The organism is Enterobacter sp. BNK-16, assembly GCF_048684955.1.
GTDB classification, from domain to species: domain Bacteria; phylum Pseudomonadota; class Gammaproteobacteria; order Enterobacterales; family Enterobacteriaceae; genus Enterobacter; species Enterobacter bugandensis.
Window position 1 is genome coordinate 3,225,587 of the sequence record NZ_JBLQTQ010000001.1, and the last position, 20,204, is coordinate 3,245,790.

The window sequence follows — 20,204 nt, forward strand, 5'->3', positions numbered from 1 at the left end:
ATGGACTTTTCCCGCTTTTTCATCGACAGGCCGATTTTCGCTGCCGTACTGTCGATTCTGATTTTTATCACAGGATTAATCGCCATCCCGCTTCTGCCGGTGAGTGAATATCCTGACGTCGTACCGCCAAGCGTACAGGTGCGCGCGGAGTATCCGGGCGCCAACCCGAAAGTGATTGCCGAGACCGTGGCGACGCCGCTGGAAGAGGCGATCAACGGCGTCGAGAACATGATGTACATGAAATCCGTTGCCGGCTCGGACGGCGTGCTGGTTACTACCGTCACGTTCCGTCCGGGTACCGATCCGGATCAGGCGCAGGTGCAGGTGCAAAACCGCGTAGCACAGGCTGAGGCGCGTCTGCCGGAAGACGTGCGGCGCCTGGGCATCACGACGCAGAAGCAGTCGCCAACGCTGACGCTGGTGGTGCATCTGTTCTCGCCCAACGGTAAGTACGATTCACTGTATATGCGCAACTACGCCACGCTGAAGGTGAAGGACGAGCTGGCGCGTCTGCCCGGCGTCGGCCAGATTCAGATTTTCGGCTCCGGTGAATACGCGATGCGCATCTGGCTGGATCCGAACAAGGTCGCGGCCCGCGGGCTGACCGCCTCGGACGTGGTCACGGCAATGCAGGAGCAGAACGTGCAGGTCTCCGCGGGCCAACTTGGCGCCGAGCCGCTGCCGAAAGAGAGCGATTTCCTGATCTCCATTAACGCCCAGGGTCGTCTGCATACCGAAGAAGAGTTTGGCAACATTGTCCTGAAAACGTCGGAGGACGGTTCGGTCGTCCGCCTGCGCGACGTGGCGCGTATCGAAATGGGTTCCGGCAGCTATGCGCTGCGTTCCCAGCTTAACAATAAAGACGCGGTCGGGATTGGTATCTTCCAGTCACCGGGGGCGAACGCCATCGATTTGTCTAACGCGGTGCGCGCCAAAATGGACGAGCTGTCCACCCGTTTCCCGGAAGATATGAAGTGGGCGGCACCTTACGATCCGACGGTTTTCGTGCGCGACTCCATCCGTGCGGTGGTGCAAACCCTGCTGGAAGCGGTGGTGCTGGTTGTACTGGTGGTGATCCTGTTCCTGCAAACCTGGCGCGCGTCGATCATTCCGCTGATCGCGGTGCCGGTGTCGGTGGTGGGGACGTTCAGCATTCTCTATTTGCTGGGCTTTTCGCTTAACACCCTGAGTTTATTCGGGCTGGTGCTGGCGATTGGTATCGTGGTGGACGATGCCATCGTGGTGGTGGAAAACGTCGAGCGAAACATTGAAGAGGGGCTTGCGCCGCTTGCGGCGGCGCATCAGGCGATGCGTGAAGTCTCCGGGCCCATTATCGCTATTGCGCTGGTGCTGTGCGCGGTGTTCGTGCCGATGGCGTTTCTCTCCGGCGTAACCGGTCAGTTCTACAAGCAGTTTGCGGTGACGATAGCGATTTCCACGGTGATCTCCGCCATTAACTCGCTGACGCTCTCTCCGGCGCTGGCTGCGCTGCTGTTAAAACCGCACGGCGCGCCGAAAGACTTCCCGACCCGGCTTATCGATCGCCTGTTTGGCTGGATTTTCCGTCCGTTTAACCGCTTTTTCCATCGTAGCTCTAACGGCTATCAGGGGCTGGTGGGCAAAACGCTTGGCCGACGCGGCGCGGTGTTTGTGGTGTATCTGCTGCTGCTGTGTGCCGCGGGCGTCATGTTTAAAGCGGTACCCGGCGGGTTTATTCCGACACAGGATAAGCTCTACCTGATTGGCGGCGTGAAGATGCCGGAAGGCTCGTCGCTGGCGCGCACCGACGCGGTGATCCGCAAAATGAGCGAAATCGGCATGAATACCGAAGGCGTGGACTACGCGGTGGCTTTCCCGGGGCTGAACGCGCTGCAGTTTACCAACACGCCGAATACCGGGACGGTGTTTTTTGGCCTGAAGCCGTTTGACCAGCGCAAGCACTCTGCGGCGGAAATTAACGCGGAGATCAACGCGAAAATCGCGCAAATCCAGCAGGGCTTTGGTTTCTCCATTCTGCCGCCGCCGATTCTGGGGCTGGGTCAGGGGTCTGGCTACTCGCTGTATATTCAGGATCGCGCGGGTCTGGGCTATGGCGCGCTGCAAAACGCGGTGAACACCATGTCCGGTGCGATTATGCAGACGCCGGGAATGCACTTCCCGATCTCAACCTATCAGGCTAACGTTCCGCAGCTGGACGTGCAGGTTGACCGCGATAAGGCGAAAGCGCAGGGCGTGTCGCTGACCGATCTGTTCGGTACGCTGCAAACCTATCTGGGCTCGTCGTACGTGAACGACTTCAACCAGTTCGGGCGCACCTGGCGCGTGATGGCGCAGGCAGACGGGCAATTCCGCGACAGCGTGGAAGATATTGCGAATTTACGCACCCGGAATAGCCAGGGCGAAATGGTGCCGATTGGCAGTATGGTGAAAATCACGACCACCTACGGACCGGATCCGGTGATCCGCTACAATGGCTACCCGGCGGCGGATCTGATTGGCGATGCCGACCCGCGCGTGCTCTCGTCCGCGCAGGCGATGACGCAGCTGGACGCGATGTCTAAGCAGATCCTGCCGAACGGAATGAACATTGAATGGACGGATCTGAGCTTCCAGCAGGCCACGCAGGGCAATACGGCGCTGATCGTCTTCCCGGTCGCGGTACTGCTGGCGTTCCTGGTGCTGGCGGCGCTGTATGAGAGCTGGACGCTGCCGCTGGCGGTGATCCTCATCGTTCCGATGACCATGCTTTCCGCGCTGTTTGGCGTCTGGCTGACCGGGGGCGATAACAACGTCTTCGTGCAGGTGGGGCTGGTGGTGCTGATGGGGCTGGCCTGTAAAAACGCGATTCTTATCGTGGAGTTTGCCCGCGAGCTGGAAATTCAGGGGAAAGGCATCATGGAAGCAGCGCTGGAAGCGTGCCGCCTGCGTTTACGTCCGATTGTGATGACATCCATCGCCTTTATCGCCGGGACCATTCCGTTGATCCTCGGCCACGGCGCGGGCGCAGAAGTGCGCGGCGTCACCGGGATTACGGTCTTCTCCGGGATGCTGGGCGTGACGCTGTTTGGTCTGTTCCTGACGCCGGTCTTTTACGTGACGCTGCGTAAGTTCGTGACGCGCGGCAAAGTGGAAAGAGAGGTTCTGCCTGCGTAGGGATATCGCAGTTAACAAAAAACCGCACTCACTATGAGGGCGGTTTTTTTTGCGTAAATTACTAGGCTTTTTTGTACTGGGCAATCAGTTCAGGTAAAGGATCGCACCCGCTGGTATCGGCTTTTTTGACCTCGTCCAGCGCGCTTGCCACGGTGTGGCGCGCTAATACCGCGAGCGAGGCCTGCTCTGCTTCTTCGGAAATAGATTTGAAGTACCAGCAGGCGTTCGCGCTGACCACGCAGCGGGCCGGCACGTCCGGGCGCGACGCCCAGAGTTTTTTATCTTCGGTGACTGAAAGGTAGATATCGCGCAGGGTAATCTCTTCCGGCGGACGTCCAAGATGAATTGAGCCGTTGCGGCCAAGCGTTGAGACGATAATGCCGTCACGCGTGAGTGGAACCATCAATTTGCGGATAAAGCTCGGGTTGGCTTCCAGGCCGTAGGCCAGAATCGCACTCGTCGAACGTTCACCTAGTTGCTCCGCCATCGCTACGCTGAGAACCATCTGCAAAGCTGTCGGGAAGCGGTAATCTAACATTTCTCTTTCCTGGGTTGCGGTGAATCTTGTTCTTTTTGGCACCGCAGAGGTGAATAAGCAATAAACAACAATATAACAAATACGGTAATTTTTTTGAAGCAATCTGCGGCATTTGCGATCAAACACCCTGTTCCGGTTTAGCTATACGTGCGGTTCGGGAAGTCAACCGTCACCAGGAGGCCACCTTCTGCGGAAGTACTCAGGTTTACGCTGCTGCCGTGCTGCTGTGCAACGGCTTTGACAATGGCAAGCCCCAGTCCGCTCCCGCTTTGCAGCTGATTGGGATCGCGGAAAAACCGGTCGAATACGCGCTCGCGCAATTCAACCGGGATACCCGGCCCCCGATCGGAGACGCGTAGCTGGGCTGATTTATCTGCTGAGCGTACCTCTACCTGAATCCGCCCGCCCTCAGGACTGTACTTCACGGCGTTTTCAATGAGATTGTCTATAAGCGACATCAAACGCTCCCTGACGCCAGCGATCCAAATCTCATCCTCAGCGAAGAATTCCAGCTCAATCTTGCGCCCGGACGCTAGCGGCTCCAGCGCAGCCATCCGCTCTTGTATGAGCGAGGTTAGCGGCACGGGCTCCATCGCGGTGTCAATGCGCGCTTCACTGTGCATCATCAGCAGCAGCTGGTTGACGAGACGGGCCGCCCGGCTATTGCTGCGCACAATCCCTGCAAGCAGCTGCCGCTGGCTCTCGCTGCTCACCCAGGACTGCAGCGCCTCCACGTTGATGCGCATCGCGGCCAGCGGCGTACGCAGCTCGTGCGCGGCGTCCGCAATGAAAACCCGTTCGCGTTCCGCGCTTTCCCGCACTCTGGCAAGAAAGTCATTTATCGCGTCCACCATCTGGCGGAGTTCCTTATGCCCGGGAACAGCCTTTAAAGGGGAGAGATCGTCAGGCGAACGTAATGAGATCTCATTAACCACCTTGCTCCAGGGGCGCATCGCAATGCGGATTGACAGCCACGCAGGAAACAGAAGAAAAGGAATGCACACCAGCAGCGGCATAATGTAGTAGCCCCGCGAGTTCAGGTAGATAAAGAAGTTCCAGCTTCCGGCAGGGGTGAAAAGGGTAACCTCCACGTCGGAGTGGGGGGATTTAAGCGTGCGGCTCGTCCAGGCGTGACCTTCACTCTGAACGCGCTGCATTTCGCCCAGTCTGGTGTTTTTTACCCCCGTAGGTGCACCATCAGAAGAGAAAATAACCTCGTTGTTTTCGCGAACGATCAGGTTAATCGACAGCTCCGGATCTTCACCGCCGCCATAGCCTTCCCGCAACGCTTTGCTGAATGCTTCCAGGACATCATTACGATCCTGCGGGCGCTCGTCACTGAGATCAACCAGAGTAAAAATGGTTTCGTAAGTCTTACTTCCCGTGAGTATCGGAGGGCTACGCAGGTCTTCCAATAAAATAAAGGTTAAAAAAAGACACCACAGCAGGGTAAGCAGCAGCATCTGGGCGATGATAATTCGCCGTACCAGCGTTGGGCGCCTCAGTTGGTGCCAGACATTTCGCATTAATCTGTCACCTTCTGGATAGCGACGGTATCAATGACATACCCGACGCCCCGCACCGTTCGTACATAGCCGTCACCAATTTTTCGCCGCAAATTCCCCATATGCACGTCGAGCGCATTGCTGAGATTTTCCTTCGCGCCAAATATCCTCTCTTCCAGGAACCGCCGCGTGATCACCCGGTCAGCGCGCAGCATCAACGTTTCAAGCAGCGCATATTCGCTGGCCGTCAACTCAACGTGACGCGCGTTCACCGTTACGCGACGCGTCGGGATATGAAGCGATAAGCTCCTGATTTCTATCGCTTCATTTTCAAAACCGTAGCTGCGTCGCGCAAGGGCTCTGACTCGCGCCAGCAGTTCGGCGAGAACGAAGGGTTTGACAAGATAGTCGTCTGCGCCAGCATCCAGCCCGCACAGGCGATCCTGCAGGGTGCCTCGCGCCGTCAGGATAATGACGGGGATCCCCTTAAGCTGCTGGCGCCAACGCGTCATCAGGCTCATGCCGTCGCCATCGGGCAGCCCCAGGTCGAGCAGAATAAGTTCCGGCACGCCGACCTCAAGCTGATGCAGCGCATCCTCTTTACGGCGAACCCATATAACATCAAATCCTTGATCTGAGAGGGCGATACGTACGCCATTGCCGAGATCCAGGTCGTCTTCGATTAGTAAGATTTTCACATTGGTAACTGTATCAACAGTGAATGAAGAACAACTTAAGAAAAAAACGGTAGCAGGAAATCCGTCCGGTTGACAGCGCCCGCACGCGCTTCAGCGTTTCTTCATTTTCGGCTCATAAGAACCTCAGGGTGAGTATTCAGAATGAGTGCTCTGGCGTGTAAACCGCTGGCATTGCAATCATTTGAATCCAAAGGACTTCTTCAATGAGTAACATCGAACTGCGTCATACTTTCCCCTATTTACTTCCGAGCCGCAGACTGAAAAACATCGTGCCGGGCGTTATTCTGGCGTTACTGGCAACCCCGGTACTGGCGGCAGAGCAGAAACAGGGCAATGTCTTAACCCTGGGGGGAGGCGTGGACGTCGCGCCACGCTACTCGGGTTCGGATAAAAGCCGGGTCTCGGCAGCTCAGGTAGTAGATTATTCCATGGCAAATGGTTTCTTTATCAGCACCACGCGGGGTATCGGTTACGGAAACAACATTGGCAACCTGGATTACAACGCCGCAGTGAGCTACCGAACAGGCCGTAAAGATAAAGACGTGAGCAGTGATTCGATCAGCTCCGGCAGCGACTACCTGCGGGGGATGGGCGATATCAAAGGTTCCGCTATCGTGGTGCCGGGGCTGGGGTATAAGGTGACCGACTGGCTCAATCTGCAGCTGCAGGCTGAGATCCCGGTTTCTGAGAGAGACAACGGTGAGGCGGTGCATTTCGGCATTTCCAGCCCGCTCTACACATCGTCGAAAAATGCGGTGACGCTGGGGCTGACGGGCAGCTGGGGTTCCGGCAAGTACATGCAAACGTACTATGGGGTTAATGCTGCCCAGTCCGCCGCATCAGGATTTGCCCGACATGACGCCGGAGCGGGAATTTACGCCTGGTCAATGAACCTTGACTGGACCTACAGGCTCACCTCGCGCTGGAGCGTTCTCACCTCCGCGGGCGTAACGCAGCTGATGGGGGATGCGGGTGATAGCCCGATCGTGCAACGTAAAACGTCGCCAACGGGAAGCCTGAAGGTGACGTACAGTTTCTGATTGCGGGTTGCTTATAGATATGAGCGCGCAATAGCGACGAATTTGAGCCGCCCCGGAAAGATGATGGGGCGGTAGTTTTTAAATGATGTTTAACAGCAGTCAGAATAATGAGTTGACTGACGTTTTATTAAGAACTGAGAGGCATCGACCTGACTCCGGAGCATTTGGAAACCAGAACCTCACTGAGAAGTGTGCCAATATTACGTGGCTATCATCCCTGTCCGGAGAATAAAGTGCTCGGAAAATTATTGTTAAAGTACATGCCAGGGTTACAAAATTTGTTAGCCTACGATAAAAGCTGGCTGAAACATGATGTTAAAGCTGGATTATCCGTTGCGGCTGTAGCGCTACCCGTTGCTATTGCTTATGCTGAATTGGCGGGTGTTGGGGCAATAGTGGGGCTCTATTCCTGCGTTTTACCGATGATAGCTTATGCACTGTTTGGTTCTTCACGTCAGCTTATTGTTGGCCCTGATGCAACGACCTGCGCCGTGATTGCAGCCGTCGTGTTTCCTCTTTCTGCAGGCAATCCTGAACTGCACTGGCAACTGACGATCGTCATGACATTGATGATGGGCGGCTGGTGCCTGCTTGCCAGTAAATTTCACCTGGGTGCACTTGCCGATCTCCTTTCTCATCCCATTCTTACAGGGTTGCTTAATGGCGTAGCCGTGACGATTATTGTCGGGCAATTAGGCAAGGTTTTGGGGATCAAGCTCGATGAAGCGCAGGTTATTGAGAAAATACTGGCCTTGCCAGGCCGACTTTTAGACAGCCATGTATTAACAATAGGGATATCACTTTTAACGTTAATTATTTTAATGGTTATCAAAACGTATCGCAGCAACTGGCCAGCACCTCTGATTGCCATTGTGATAACAACGATACTGGTATGGGGAACATCTGCGCAACAGTATGGTATTGCCACGATTGGGGGGGATGGCTTCCAGCCTGGTTTACCCGTCGTTAACTGGGGTGCGTTCCAGCCCGGTCCGATGCGAGAATTAGTGATCCCGGCGCTGAACCTGGCTTTAGTAAGTTTTGTCAGTCTGATGCTGACCGCTCGCAGTTTCGCCGCGAAAAATGGCTATGAAATTAATGCTGATGCAGAGTTCCGGGCACTGGGTATTGCGAACATTATGTCTGGGCTATCTCAGGGATTTGCCATCAGCGGAGCCGATTCCCGGACCGCGGTTAATGATTCCGTTGGGGGGAAAAGTCAGCTGGTTTCCATAGTCGCAGCCTTACTGATAGGTTTAGTGGTGGTATTTTTCACGCAGCCATTACAATTTATTCCGGTATCTGCATTAGGTATTGTTCTAATGTATGCATCGTGGTCATTAATTGATTTACGTGGGTTATGGAACCTGAGGCGAAGAAATAAACAGGCATTTCGCCTGGCCTTCTTCACGTTTGGCTGTGTTTTAATCATCGGTGTAATCCAGGGGATCGGTCTTGCGGTATTGCTTGGCCTGTTACAGTTCCTGCGTACGGTATTTCGTCCCTCTGAGCACTTACTGGGGACTGACGAAAATGGAATGATCCACTCATTAGGGAATACAACCGATATTAAAATGGTCCCAAGCGTGCTGATGTATCGATTTAACTCACCGTTAACCTATTTTAATGTGGCTTATTTTAAACGTCGGGTATTGAACCTGGTTGATGGTGCAGCATTACAACCTAAATGGGTGGTTATTGATGCCGTGGCTTGCTTCACCTATTCAGATATCAGTGTCCTGGCAACCATTAATGAGTTAAAGCGTGACCTTAAAGCCCGACAGATTATGTTAATCCTTGCGGGCAGGAAAACGGAATTAACACGTTGGTTTAAAGAAAGTCGGCCAACGATGAATGATGATGACATGATTCTGGCACCAGACCTCTATTTGGCACTCCGGTTCATTCAAAGCAAAGAGAGTGTGAGTGAATCAGGTGGTGATGCACAACCAAACCCTGATTAAAGGCTTGCTCGCCACCCGCGAGCAAGCCATATCCCTTAGCGGTACAGCGTCTTTTCCGCAACCGGAACAACCAACGCCGATCGCCAGTCCGCCAGCGTCAGCTGCGCAAGCCTGCCGAGCGCGATATAGAACGGATGCCCGGCGTTGTCGACAAACACCGACAGAAAGCGAGTGCTCCACGGCAGCAGATGCCACGCCAGAAGCCGATCGCACTCCGATTCGCGGCCATTCTCGGCCAGCCATGCCGCCAGCAGCAGCAGGGTGCCGAAATGATCTTCCGGTTCATTTTGCTGCATCTGAAACGCGATATTGTTTTCCCGCATCCACTGGCGCAGCGCGAGGGTCGAATCGCCAAACAGCACGGATTCACGGTCCAGCCAGACGGAACCCCACGGCGGAGCGGGCAGGGCATAAGGACCAATAAACAGCCGTTGCCAGGCATCCGTCAGCGGTTCATCGGAAGATGAGGCAAAGGTTTCGGCAACGGGCAGCAGCGTTTCCGGCGGCAGGGGCCAGTCCTCTATCCATTCGCCAGCGGTAAGTGCCTGCACCAGCGGGGCTGTCTGCTCGCTGTCTGGGGCGAAGTAAAACAGCGCGCCCAGTACGCGGGCGCTGAACGCGAACGAGTCACGGTGTGAGACGTCTTTCATTAAACCTTCCTTGCTCGCGCGGTTATGTCCGCGCGACGTGATTAACCATTAATACAGACCAAAGCATAAACCAGGGTCATAGAATTCACCTTTTACACCTTCTCAATCTGCACCAGATTGGTGTGCTGCGGGTTGCCTTTTGCCAGCGGTGACGGGCGGTGCGTGGTCAGGGTGTTGATACACGAGCCGTGGTCGATACGATCGCCATTCATATTGGCATCGTGCCAGGCTCCCTGGCCCATGGCGCTTACGCCTGGCATGATGCGCGGCGTGACTTTGGCTTCTATTCTCACCTCACCGCGATCGTTAAAGACGCGCACCGTATCGCCGTTTTTAATGCCACGTTTCGCGGCATCAACGGGATTCAGCCAGACCTCCTGGCGGCAGGCCGCTTGCAGCACGTCGACGTTACCGTAACTCGAGTGGGTGCGAGCTTTAAAATGGAAGCCAAACAGCTGCAGCGGGAACTGCGCGCGCTCGGGCGCATCCCAGCCGTCAAAGGTGGATGCGTAGACGGGCAGCGGGCTGATGGTCTCATCTTTTGCCAGCTCCCAGGTCGCCGCAATATCCGCCAGCTTGCTGGAATAAATTTCAATCTTGCCTGAGGGCGTTTTCAGCGGGTTGGCTTCGGGGTTCTCGCGGAATTTTTTATAGGCCACAAAGTGTCCGTTCGGATCTTTGCGCTTATAGATGCCCATTTTTTTCAGCTCGTCATAGGACGGCAGCGTGGGATCTTTTGCGAGCATTTTGGCATACAGATACTGCAGCCACTCTTCCTGCGTTCGCCCTTCGGTAAATTTCTGATGGATATCCGGTCCGAGGCGTTTCGCCACTTCGCTCATGATCCAGTAGATAGGCTTGCGCTCAAACTTCGGCGCGGTCACGGGCTGGAGAAAAATCAGGTAACCCATGTTCCCGGCGTAATCGTTAGGGATAATGTCTTCCTGCTCGACGGTCATTAAATCTGGCAGCAGGATATCGGCGTATTTCGCCGATGAGGTCATAAAGTTGTCAATCACCACGATGGTTTCGCACTTGCTTTCGTCCTGCAGAATATCGTGGGTTTTATTGATATCGGAGTGCTGGTTAATAATGGTGTTGCCCGCGTAGTTCCAGATGAACTTAATTGGCACGTCCAGCTTATCTTTACCGCGCACCCCGTCGCGCAGAGCGGTCATTTCCTGGCCACGGGCGATGGCGTCCGTCCAGCTGAAGCAGGAAATTTGCGTTTTGACCGGGTTTTCCGGTAGCGGCATACGTTCGATAGTGATGGTGTAGGTCGACTCACGGGCGCCGCTGTTGCCGCCGTTGATCCCCACGTTGCCGGTCAGAATCGGCAGCATCGCGATGGCGCGGGAGGTCAGTTCACCGTTCGCCTGACGCTGTGGTCCCCAGCCCTGGCAGATATAGGCCGGCTTCGCGGATCCAATCTCGCGGGCCAGTTTAATGATGCGGTCTGCAGGAATGCCGGTGATGCGCGAGGCCCACTCCGGCGTTTTCGCCGTGTTGTCCTCACCCTGGCCGAGAATGTACGCTTTATAGTGACCATTCGCGGGGGCACCTTCCGGCAGCGTTTTTTCGTCGTAGCCAACACAGTATTTATCCAGGAAAGGCTGGTCCACCAGGTTTTCGTCGATCAATACCCAGGCAATACCCGCCACCAGGGCGGCATCGGTACCCGGACGGATCGGGATCCACTCGTCTTCGCGTCCGGCTGCCGTATCGGTGTAGCGCGGATCAATGACAATCATGCGTGCGTTAGAACGCTCGCGGGCCTGCTCCAGATAGTAAGTAATCCCGCCGCCGCTCATGCGCGTTTCCGCCGGGTTATTGCCGAACATCACCACCAGTTTGGTATTTTCGATATCCGAGGTGCTGTTGCCGTCGTTGCTGCCGTAGGTATAAGGCATCGCGCAGGCGATTTGCGCCGTGCTGTAGGTGCCGTAGTGGCTCAGGAAACCGCCGTAGCAGTTCATCAGGCGCGCCACCAGCGAAGCGTAAGGGGAGGAGCGGGTGATATTGCCGCCGACAATCCCGGAGGAGTAATTAATATACACCGCTTCGTTGCCATACTTGCTGACCACGTCTTTCAGGCTGGCGGTGATGACGTTCAGCGCTTCGTCCCAGCTGATGCGCTCGAACTTGCCTTCACCCCGCTTACCCACGCGTTTCATCGGGTAGTTCAGACGGTCAGGGTGGTTGATGCGGCGGCGAATGGAGCGCCCGCGCAGGCAGGCCCGGACCTGGTGATTGCCGTAGATATCCTCACCGGTGTTATCCGTTTCGACCCAGTACACTTCGTCATCGCGGACGTGCAGACGCAGCGCACAGCGGCTGCCGCAGTTGACCGAACAGGCGCCCCAGACCACTTTATCTTCTGCCGGTTTCATTGCATTTTGTACCGCGGCTGCGGCGCTTTTCAGTCCAAAAGGCAACGAAATTCCGCCAGCGGCAAGCGCCAGAGAACCTATCGCCGTAGATTTCACGAGTGTTCGACGGCTAATCCCGCCGTGATGTTCGATATCGGACATGGCTCACCCCACCATTGTGATTACGTATTATTTTTCCCGAAATTATAACCGGGCTAATGATGGGGTGAGTGTTACTTATTTGGAGGTATTAAATATTAATCCTTGTCAAATCAAAGGGGATTGACGGTGATTTACTGAGGTTCAGCCGGCGCATTATCCTGATTGCCGGACGCCGCCCCGCTGCCCGTACGGGTGTACAAAATTTTAAAGGTGTCGTTGGCACAGTGGCCCACCACCTGAGCGTCCGGCTGGTCAGCCTGATCGTTCGGCACAATGTTCAGCGTAAAACCTGACTCCGGCACGCCGTTGTTGATGATCTTCTGCTGAATGTCGCTTTTCACGCGCTCGCAGGAGTCCGGTGCCGCCAGCGCGGCCGTTGAGGCACTCATTAACAGCAGGGCGGTAATCCAGGGTAACCGTTTCATCTGTAGCTCCTTTTCTCTGTGTAGAGATTAATTTTAGCAGGCTTCGTGTAAACAACTGTATTTGCTAATATGATTGGGAATAATCTCTCTGTATTGGTAAAGAATGTGAAGAAATATGCAGCGATAACGCTCCTGGCAGCTACTCTCGCAGGGTGTGATAACAACTCCGCGCCGCTGTCGTTTACGCCCGAGATGGCGAGTTTTTCGAACGAATTCGATTTCGACCCTCTTCGCGGCCCGGTCAAGGATTTTACCCAGACGCTGTTCAACGAGAAGGGTGAAGTGTCCAAACGGGTCACCGGCACCGTGTCGGCGGAAGGATGTTTCGATACGCTGGAGCTGCACGACCTGGAGGCTAACACGGGCGTAGCGCTGGTGCTGGATGCAAACTACTACATCGATGCAGAAACCCAGCAGCGTAAGGTGAAGCTGCAGGGCAAATGCCAGCTGGCCGAACTGCCGTCAGCCGGGGTGACGTGGGATACCGACGACAACGGCTTCGTGGTGGCCGCTCATGGTAAAGAGATGGAGGTGAAGTACCGCTACGATGCGGATGGCTATCCGCTGGGCAAAACCACCGTCTCCGGGGATCAGCATTTATCGGTACAGTCGACGCCGTCTAAGGATCTGCGCAAAAGAATGGATTACTCGGCCGTGAGCCTGTTAAACGATAAGCCGCTGGGCAACGTGACGCAGAGCTGCGACTACGATCGCCACAATAACCCGGTGAGCTGCGATCTGACGATCACGGACGACAGCGTCAAACCCACCGTTGAGCGCAAGTACACCATCAAAAACACGATTGAGTATTACTGAGAATGAAACCGCGCAGGCTACTGCGCGGTTGGTTTCAGCAGGCTGGCGCCTGACGGCTTGTGACCGGCCAGATGCTGATGCTGGAAAATGCACATGCGGATGGTATTCCGGTATTCACCGTTGATAAAGAACTCATGAATCAGCTCGCCTTCTACCATAAAGCCCAGCTTGCGGTAGATATGGATCGCTTTTTCGTTCTCTTTATCCACGATTAGATAAAGCTTGTAGAGATTCAGTACGTTGAATCCGTAATCCATCGCCAGCTTCGCCGCCCGGGAGGCCAGGCCTTTCCCCTGGTGCTCCGGCGAAATAATGATCTGGAACTCCGCCCGGCGGTGAACGTGGTTGATCTCAACCAGCTCCACCAGCCCGGCTTTGTCGCCTTCACACTCCACCACAAAACGACGTTCGCTCTGATCGTGAATGTGCTTGTCGTAAAGATCCGACAGCTCGACAAAGGCCTCGTACGGCTCTTCAAACCAGTAGCGCATCACGCTGGCGTTATTGTCGAGCTGGTGGACAAAGCGCAGGTCTTCACGCTCCAGCGGCCGGAGTTTTACGTCACAGGACGCCGACATTATGGGGCTACCGTACGACCAGTGCGGCGATCCAGGCAGCGCAGGGTGTTCGGCTCCCAGTAGGCATTGACGTTCGCACTTTGCTGACACTTATCGCGTGCGTCAAAGGCGACATCTTCTTTGTCCCACTCTTTTTCAGCACGTTTGTTGACCTTCTGACGAAGGCTGCGGGTGTCATTCCATTGTTCTTTGTCCATCGCGGCGTTCTGGCGGCTTTGCGCGCTGTCACCAGACTCAATAATGAGCTTGCTGGTTTCCGCTGTCGCAGAGGCGGCAAAGGCGAACGATGACAGCGCCAGCAGGGCTGTCAGACAAAGGCGTTTGCTTAATGTAGTCATAGCGTTTCCTTTTAAATGGGTGCAGATGAGCAAGTTTCCCCGTTCAGATTCTACACCAAAGAGCAATAACGGCATACCCGCGGAGCAAGTATGGAAAAGTAAAGGGCATCATCAGGTATGATGGTTAAATAAATCCTCACCTGACGTGAAATATGCTCAAAACGACGCTGCTTTTTTTTGCCACTGCGCTATGCGAAATCATCGGTTGCTTCCTGCCCTGGCTCTGGCTGAAGAAGGGGGGAAGCGCACTGCTGCTGATCCCGGCGGGCGTCGCGCTGGCTCTGTTTGTCTGGCTGTTAACGCTGCATCCGGCGGCCAGTGGGCGCGTTTACGCGGCTTACGGCGGCGTCTATGTCTGCACGGCGCTGCTGTGGCTGCGCGTGGTGGACGGCGTCAAACTCAGCGCATATGACTGGGCCGGGGCGCTGATTGCCCTGTGCGGTATGCTGATTATTGTGGCGGGATGGGGCCGTGCTTGAGCCCCCCGAGTTTTGTGATCGTTAGCTGATTTTATGATCATTATACTTGTATGGTAGTAGGGTTGATGGGTAAATTTCCAGCATCACAACGAACGATGTAAGGAAAGGAATTATGAAGATTGTCGCGGCTGACGTGTTTGTTACCTGCCCGGGGCGGAACTTTGTCACCCTTAAAATCACTACCGATGAAGGGATCGTTGGCCTCGGTGACGCCACGCTGAACGGGCGTGAGCTCTCCGTTGCTTCCTACCTGAAAGATCACCTCTGCCCGCAGCTGATTGGCCGCGACGCGCACCGTATCGAAGATATCTGGCAATTCTTCTATAAGGGCGCCTACTGGCGCCGCGGGCCGGTCACCATGTCGGCTATCTCCGCCGTGGATATGGCGCTCTGGGACATCAAAGCCAAAGCGGCCAATATGCCGCTCTACCAGCTGCTGGGCGGCGCATCCCGTGAGGGCGTAATGGTCTACTGCCACACCACCGGGCACACCATTGACGACGTGCTGGAAGATTACGCCCGCCATAAGGAGATGGGCTTTAAGGCGATCCGCGTCCAGTGCGGCGTGCCGGGCATGAAAACCACCTACGGCATGGCTAAAGGGAAGGGGTTGGCCTACGAGCCCGCCACCAAAGGCGACTGGCCGGAAGAGCAGCTATGGTCCACCGAGAAATACCTGGATTTCACGCCAAAACTGTTTGACGCGGTGCGCAGTAAATTTGGCTTCAATGAGCATCTCCTGCACGACATGCACCACCGCCTGACGCCCATCGAAGCGGCGCGCTTCGGCAAGAGTATCGAAGCGTTCCGCATGTTCTGGATGGAAGACCCAACGCCTGCGGAAAACCAGGAGTGCTTCCGCCTGATCCGCCAGCATACCGTCACGCCAATTGCGGTGGGCGAGGTGTTCAACAGCATCTGGGACTGCAAGCAGCTTATCGAAGAGCAGCTTATCGACTATATCCGCACCACTATCACCCATGCGGGGGGGATCACCGGGATGCGCCGCATCGCGGACTTCGCGTCGCTCTATCAGGTGCGTACCGGCTCGCACGGCCCGTCCGATCTGTCGCCGATCTGCCACGCGGCCGCGCTGCATTTCGACCTGTGGGTGCCGAACTTCGGCGTGCAGGAATATATGGGATACTCCGAACAGATGCTGGAAGTCTTCCCGCACAGCTGGCGCTTTGATAACGGCTATATGCATCCGGGCGAGAAGCCGGGGCTGGGCATTGAGTTTGATGAAAAGCTGGCGGCGAAATACCCGTACGATCCGGCCTATCTGCCGGTGGCCCGTCTCGAAGACGGCACGCTGTGGAACTGGTAACCGAGGAGCGAACGATGAAAAGCGTAGTAATTCAACAGCCGAACCAGCTGGTGATTGAGGAGCGTCCGCGCCCGGAGCCAGGCGCAGGGGAAGTCCGCGTCAAAATCAAGCTGGCCGGGATCTGCGGGTCAGACAGCCACATCTACCGCGGGCATAATCCGTTTGCAAAATATCCGCGCGTGATTGGCCACGAGTTTTTTGGCACGATCGACGCCGTGGGCGAGGGCGTAGAACCGTCCCGGTTAGGGGAGCGCGTTTCGGTGGATCCGGTGATCAGCTGCGGGCACTGCTACCCGTGCTCCGTCGGCAAGCCTAACGTCTGCACCTCGCTGGTGGTGCTGGGCGTCCACCGCGACGGCGGATTCAGCGAATATGCCGCCGTGCCCGCTAAAAATGCCTGGCGCATCCCGGATGCGATCCCGGATAAACACGCCGTGATGGTTGAACCTTTCACCATTGCCGCCAACGTGACGGGGCAGGCTAGCCCTACCGAACAGGACGTTGCGCTGATCTACGGTGCAGGGCCGATGGGACTGGTCACCGTACAGGCGCTGAAGGGCGTCTACAACGTGAAGCAGGTTATCGTCGTCGACAGAATCAATGAGCGTCTGGCCATGGCCCAGCGCAGCGGCGCGGACTGGGTCTTTAATAACGGCGAAAAGTCGCTGCAGGCCGCGCTGGACGAAAAAGGCATCAAGCCGACGCTGATTATTGATGCCGCCTGTCATCCGTCGATTTTGCAGGAGGCGGTCACCCTGGCTTCCCCGGCGGCGCGCATCGTGCTGATGGGCTTCTCCAGCGAGCCGAGCCAGATAGTCCAGCAGGGGATTACCGGTAAAGAGCTGGCGATCTTCTCCTCGCGCCTCAATGCCAACAAATTCCCGGTAGTCATCGACTGGCTTGAAAAAGGGCTGATCGATCCGGAAAAACTGATCACCCATACCTTTGACTATCACCATGTAACAGACGCCATCGAACTGTTTGAAAAAGACCAGCGGCAGTGCTGCAAGGTTTTACTGACGTTCGGGCAATAACCCTACACGCGGTTAAGAGCCCGCGAAGACGGGCTCTCAGTGGTACGCATCTTACCTTTTAGAGATAGCCATTATGACGCAAGCACAACCTCAAAGAACCACCTCAGATCTGGTGAAAGCCGCCGTCTCCGGCTGGCTGGGCACCGCGCTGGAGTTTATGGATTTCCAGCTCTACTCGCTGGGGGCGGCGCTGGTATTTCATGAAATCTTCTTCCCGGAACAGTCGGCCGCGATGGCGCTGATTCTGGCGATGGGAACCTACGGCGCGGGCTACATCGCGCGTATCGTCGGGGCCTTTATCTTCGGCAGAATGGGCGACAGCATTGGCCGTAAAAAGGTGCTGTTTATCACCATCACCATGATGGGGATCTGCACCACGCTGATTGGCGTGCTGCCGACCTACGCGCAGATCGGCATTTTTGCGCCCGTACTGCTGGTGACGCTGCGTATCATTCAGGGGCTGGGTGCCGGGGCGGAGATCTCCGGGGCCGGGACCATGCTGGCGGAGTACGCCCCGAAAGGGAAACGCGGCATCATCTCCTCGCTGGTGGCGATGGGGACTAACTGCGGGACGCTGAGCGCCACGGCGATCTGGGCCATTATGTTCTTCGCCCTCGATCGTGAACAGCTGCTCGCCTGGGGCTGGCGCGTGCCGTTCCTTGCCAGCGTCGTGGTGATGATCTTTGCCATCTGGCTGCGAATGAACCTCAAGGAGAGCCCGGTCTTTGAGAAAGTAAACGATGCAGAAACCGTGCAGCCGGACACCTCGCTGGGTTCAATGGTGAAAAGTAAATCCTTCTGGCTGGCGACCGGCCTGCGTTTCGGTCAGGCGGGCAACTCGGGGCTGATCCAGACCTTCCTCGCGGGCTATCTGGTCCAGACGCTGCTGTTCGATAAAGCGATTCCCACCGACGCGCTGATGATAAGTTCTATTCTCGGGTTTATCTCCATCCCGCTGCTGGGCTGGCTTTCCGACAAAGTGGGGCGCAGGCTGCCGTACATTATCCTCAATATCTCCGCCATTATTCTGGCGTACCCGATGCTGTCGATTATCGTCGATAAGAGCTATGCGCCTGGGACAATCATGCTCTCGATCATCGTTATCCATAATTTCGCCGTGCTGGGGCTGTTTGCGCTGGAAAATATCACCATGGCGGAGATGTTTGGCTCGCGAAATCGCTTTACCCGTATGGCTATCTCCAAGGAGGCGGGCGGTCTGGTGGCGGTGGGCTTTGGCCCGGTACTGGCGGGGATTTTCTGCAATATGACGGGTTCCTGGTGGCCGATTGTAGCCATGCTGGTGGCCTATTCCGCGATTGGGCTGGTTTCGGCGTTCCTGATGCCGGAAGTCCGCGACCGCGACCTCAGCGCGGCTGAAGATGCCGCCGAGGCCGCGCCGAAAGAGCGCGTGGGTTACGGCGCGGTTTCCACGCGACGCTAGCGGTTTATATCTTTCGTGACTTATCACACAACTTTTTGTTTATGTCACACCACCTGAGCAAAAGTTAATATAAATCAAAAACTCAAACGGCAGTATCAGTATGGTTGATGGCAGTAATTTTTTACCCCAACTGCCATTCTAGTTGGTGTAGTCAGCAGGCGCTGCCGCTCTGGACTGGGGGCGGCAGCGATCCACAGCTTTCTAATTAGCGAGTCTTAATCATGGAAAACACCTTATTACAGGCCAACGCGACGCTGCCTCAGTACGATCGCGACAGCCTTAAAGCACGCATTGTACATTTAGGCTTCGGCGCATTTCACCGCGCGCATCAGGCGGTGTATGGGGACATCCTTGCGGCTGAACACGGCAGCGACTGGGGCTACTGTGAGGTTAACCTGATAGGCGGCGAGCAGCAGATTGCCGACCTGAAGGCGCAGGATAACCTCTACACCGTAGCGGAAATGTCTGCCGATGCCTGGACGTCCCGTGTGGTTGGCGTAGTCAAAAAGGCTCTGCACGCGCAGGTCGACGGGCTGGAAAGCGTGCTGGCGGCAATGTGTGAACCGCAGGTGGCGATTGTCTCGCTGACCATCACCGAAAAAGGCTACTGCCACTCTCCGGCAACCGGGCAACTGATGCTCGATCATCCTTTCATCGTTGCCGACCTGCAAAACCCGCATCAGCCGAAATCTGCGCCGGGCGTGGTGGTGGAAGCGCTGGCGCGCCGTAAAGCGGCGGGGCTGCCCGCGTTTAGCGTGATGTCCTGCGACAACATGCCGGAGAACGGTCACGTGATGCGCAATGTCACCTGCGCTTACGCCCGGGCGGTAGACGGCGAGCTGGCGGACTGGATCGAGGCTAACGTCACCTTCCCGTCAACCATGGTGGACCGCATCGTACCGGCGGTCACACCCGATACGCTGGATAAAATCGCGCAGCTGACCGGCGTACGCGATCCGGCGGCGGTGGCCTGCGAGCCGTTCCGCCAGTGGGTTATCGAGGATAACTTTGTGGCCGGGCGTCCGGAATGGGAAAAAGCCGGAGCCGAACTGGTTTCAGACGTGATCCCGTTTGAAGAGATGAAGCTGCGCATGCTCAACGGCAGCCACTCTTTCCTGGCCTACCTGGGCTATCTGGCCGGTTATCAGCACATCAATGAGTGTATGGAAGACGAACACTATCGCGTCGCCGCACACGCGCTGATGCTCAACGAGCAGGCGCCGACCCTGAAAGTGAAGGGCGTTGATTTAGAACGCTACGCTGACCTGCTGATCGCCCGTTACAGTAACCCGGCCCTGCGCCACCGTACCTGGCAAATTGCGATGGACGGCAGCCAGAAGCTTCCGCAGCGGATACTGGATCCCGCGCGCTGGCACCTGGTGCACCAGACGCCTTTCCCACTGCTGGCGCTGGGCGTGGCTGGGTGGATGCGCTATGTCGGCGGCGTGGACGAGCAGGGTAACGCCATCGACGTGAGCGATCCGCAGCTGGCGGTGATTCAGGCGGCGGTGAAGGGAAGTGCCGAAGGGGAAAACCGGGTTAACGCGCTGCTCGGCATTGAGACCATTTTTGGGAAAGAGTTGCCGCGAGAAAAAGCCTTCACAGATGCCGTGATGAGCGCGTATCAGACGCTGCTGCAGAAGGGGGCAAAGACCACGGTGGCGGAGTACGTGTCGCACCTGTAATT

General features: G+C 56.2%; 17 protein-coding genes. 9 read left to right on the plus strand and 8 right to left on the minus strand.

The features are described from left to right. Positions 1 to 3,153 (plus strand): multidrug efflux RND transporter permease subunit OqxB, encoded by a 3,153-nt coding sequence (gene oqxB / locus ACMGGH_RS15525; protein WP_028012992.1) that lies wholly within the window; start codon positions 1 to 3, stop codon positions 3,151 to 3,153. Between the two features lie 61 nt (positions 3,154 to 3,214). On the opposite strand, the gene ACMGGH_RS15530 is transcribed toward oqxB, so the two are convergent. The 3 genes from ACMGGH_RS15530 to ACMGGH_RS15540 form a co-directional block, all read right to left on the minus strand. Then, on the minus strand, positions 3,215 to 3,691 hold the full coding sequence (locus ACMGGH_RS15530; protein ID WP_045261447.1) for an RrF2 family transcriptional regulator: 477 nt from the start codon (positions 3,689 to 3,691) through the stop codon (positions 3,215 to 3,217). A 137-nt stretch (positions 3,692 to 3,828) separates the two neighbouring features. Continuing rightward, positions 3,829 to 5,217, minus strand: a complete 1,389-nt coding sequence (locus ACMGGH_RS15535; RefSeq protein ID WP_232948184.1) for a sensor histidine kinase — start codon at positions 5,215 to 5,217, stop codon at positions 3,829 to 3,831. Then, a complete protein-coding gene (locus ACMGGH_RS15540; protein ID WP_232948185.1) occupies positions 5,217 to 5,894 on the minus strand; it encodes a response regulator in 678 nt (225 codons plus the stop codon). Before ACMGGH_RS15540 ends, ACMGGH_RS15535 begins: the two co-directional genes overlap by 1 nt. Positions 5,895 to 6,097: 203 nt before the next feature. On the opposite strand from ACMGGH_RS15540, the gene ACMGGH_RS15545 reads away from it, so the two are divergent. Further along, positions 6,098 to 6,934, plus strand: coding sequence for a MipA/OmpV family protein (locus tag ACMGGH_RS15545; RefSeq protein ID WP_126817995.1), 837 nt, complete (start codon positions 6,098 to 6,100; stop codon positions 6,932 to 6,934). Between the two features lie 233 nt (positions 6,935 to 7,167). Continuing rightward, entirely contained in the window at positions 7,168 to 8,898 is a 1,731-nt protein-coding gene (locus tag ACMGGH_RS15550) for a SulP family inorganic anion transporter (protein ID WP_232948186.1), read from the plus strand. Positions 8,899 to 8,933: 35 nt separating this feature from the next. Here ACMGGH_RS15550 and dmsD read toward each other — a convergent pair whose 3' ends face one another. From dmsD to ACMGGH_RS15565, 3 genes are all read right to left on the minus strand, one after another. Then, positions 8,934 to 9,548 carry a Tat proofreading chaperone DmsD gene (gene dmsD, locus ACMGGH_RS15555; protein WP_028012998.1) on the minus strand — a complete coding sequence of 205 codons (615 nt, stop codon included), beginning with the start codon at positions 9,546 to 9,548 and terminating at the stop codon, positions 8,934 to 8,936. 92 nt (positions 9,549 to 9,640) lie between these two features. Continuing rightward, complete coding sequence (gene ynfE, locus ACMGGH_RS15560; RefSeq protein WP_155026225.1) at positions 9,641 to 12,079, minus strand: selenate/tellurate reductase subunit YnfE; 2,439 nt, start codon at positions 12,077 to 12,079, stop codon at positions 9,641 to 9,643. A gap of 131 nt (positions 12,080 to 12,210) precedes the next feature. Beyond that, positions 12,211 to 12,504, minus strand: coding sequence for a DUF1161 domain-containing protein (locus tag ACMGGH_RS15565; protein ID WP_028013000.1), 294 nt, complete (start codon positions 12,502 to 12,504; stop codon positions 12,211 to 12,213). Positions 12,505 to 12,573: 69 nt separating this feature from the next. Between ACMGGH_RS15565 and ACMGGH_RS15570 the strand changes: the two genes are divergently transcribed. Further along, complete coding sequence (locus ACMGGH_RS15570) at positions 12,574 to 13,320, plus strand: YnfC family lipoprotein (RefSeq protein WP_269835759.1); 747 nt, start codon at positions 12,574 to 12,576, stop codon at positions 13,318 to 13,320. A gap of 17 nt (positions 13,321 to 13,337) precedes the next feature. Here ACMGGH_RS15570 and speG read toward each other — a convergent pair whose 3' ends face one another. Together speG and ACMGGH_RS15580 are read right to left on the minus strand one after the other, a co-directional pair. Beyond that, positions 13,338 to 13,898: a spermidine N1-acetyltransferase gene (gene speG, locus ACMGGH_RS15575; protein ID WP_232948188.1), complete on the minus strand. Its 561-nt coding sequence runs from the start codon at positions 13,896 to 13,898 to the stop codon at positions 13,338 to 13,340. After that, positions 13,898 to 14,236, minus strand: a complete 339-nt coding sequence (locus ACMGGH_RS15580) for a DUF1283 family protein (protein WP_008502414.1) — start codon at positions 14,234 to 14,236, stop codon at positions 13,898 to 13,900. Before ACMGGH_RS15580 ends, speG begins: the two co-directional genes overlap by 1 nt. 152 nt (positions 14,237 to 14,388) lie before the next feature. Here ACMGGH_RS15580 and ACMGGH_RS15585 point away from each other — a divergent pair, with 152 nt between their 5' ends. The 5 genes from ACMGGH_RS15585 (at position 14,389) to ACMGGH_RS15605 (ending at position 20,202) form a co-directional block, all read left to right on the plus strand. Beyond that, positions 14,389 to 14,715 (plus strand): YnfA family protein, encoded by a 327-nt coding sequence (locus ACMGGH_RS15585; protein WP_025757996.1) that lies wholly within the window; start codon positions 14,389 to 14,391, stop codon positions 14,713 to 14,715. A gap of 112 nt (positions 14,716 to 14,827) precedes the next feature. Continuing rightward, on the plus strand, positions 14,828 to 16,042 hold the full coding sequence (gene manD, locus ACMGGH_RS15590; protein ID WP_028013004.1) for a D-mannonate dehydratase ManD: 1,215 nt from the start codon (positions 14,828 to 14,830) through the stop codon (positions 16,040 to 16,042). A gap of 14 nt (positions 16,043 to 16,056) precedes the next feature. Further along, positions 16,057 to 17,076, plus strand: a complete 1,020-nt coding sequence (locus ACMGGH_RS15595) for a Zn-dependent oxidoreductase (protein ID WP_045631620.1) — start codon at positions 16,057 to 16,059, stop codon at positions 17,074 to 17,076. Positions 17,077 to 17,149: 73 nt separating this feature from the next. Beyond that, positions 17,150 to 18,517, plus strand: coding sequence for an MFS transporter (locus ACMGGH_RS15600; RefSeq protein WP_049137928.1), 1,368 nt, complete (start codon positions 17,150 to 17,152; stop codon positions 18,515 to 18,517). A 221-nt stretch (positions 18,518 to 18,738) separates the two neighbouring features. Then, complete coding sequence (locus ACMGGH_RS15605) at positions 18,739 to 20,202, plus strand: mannitol dehydrogenase family protein (RefSeq protein WP_232948189.1); 1,464 nt, start codon at positions 18,739 to 18,741, stop codon at positions 20,200 to 20,202. Positions 20,203 to 20,204 lie beyond the last annotated feature (2 nt).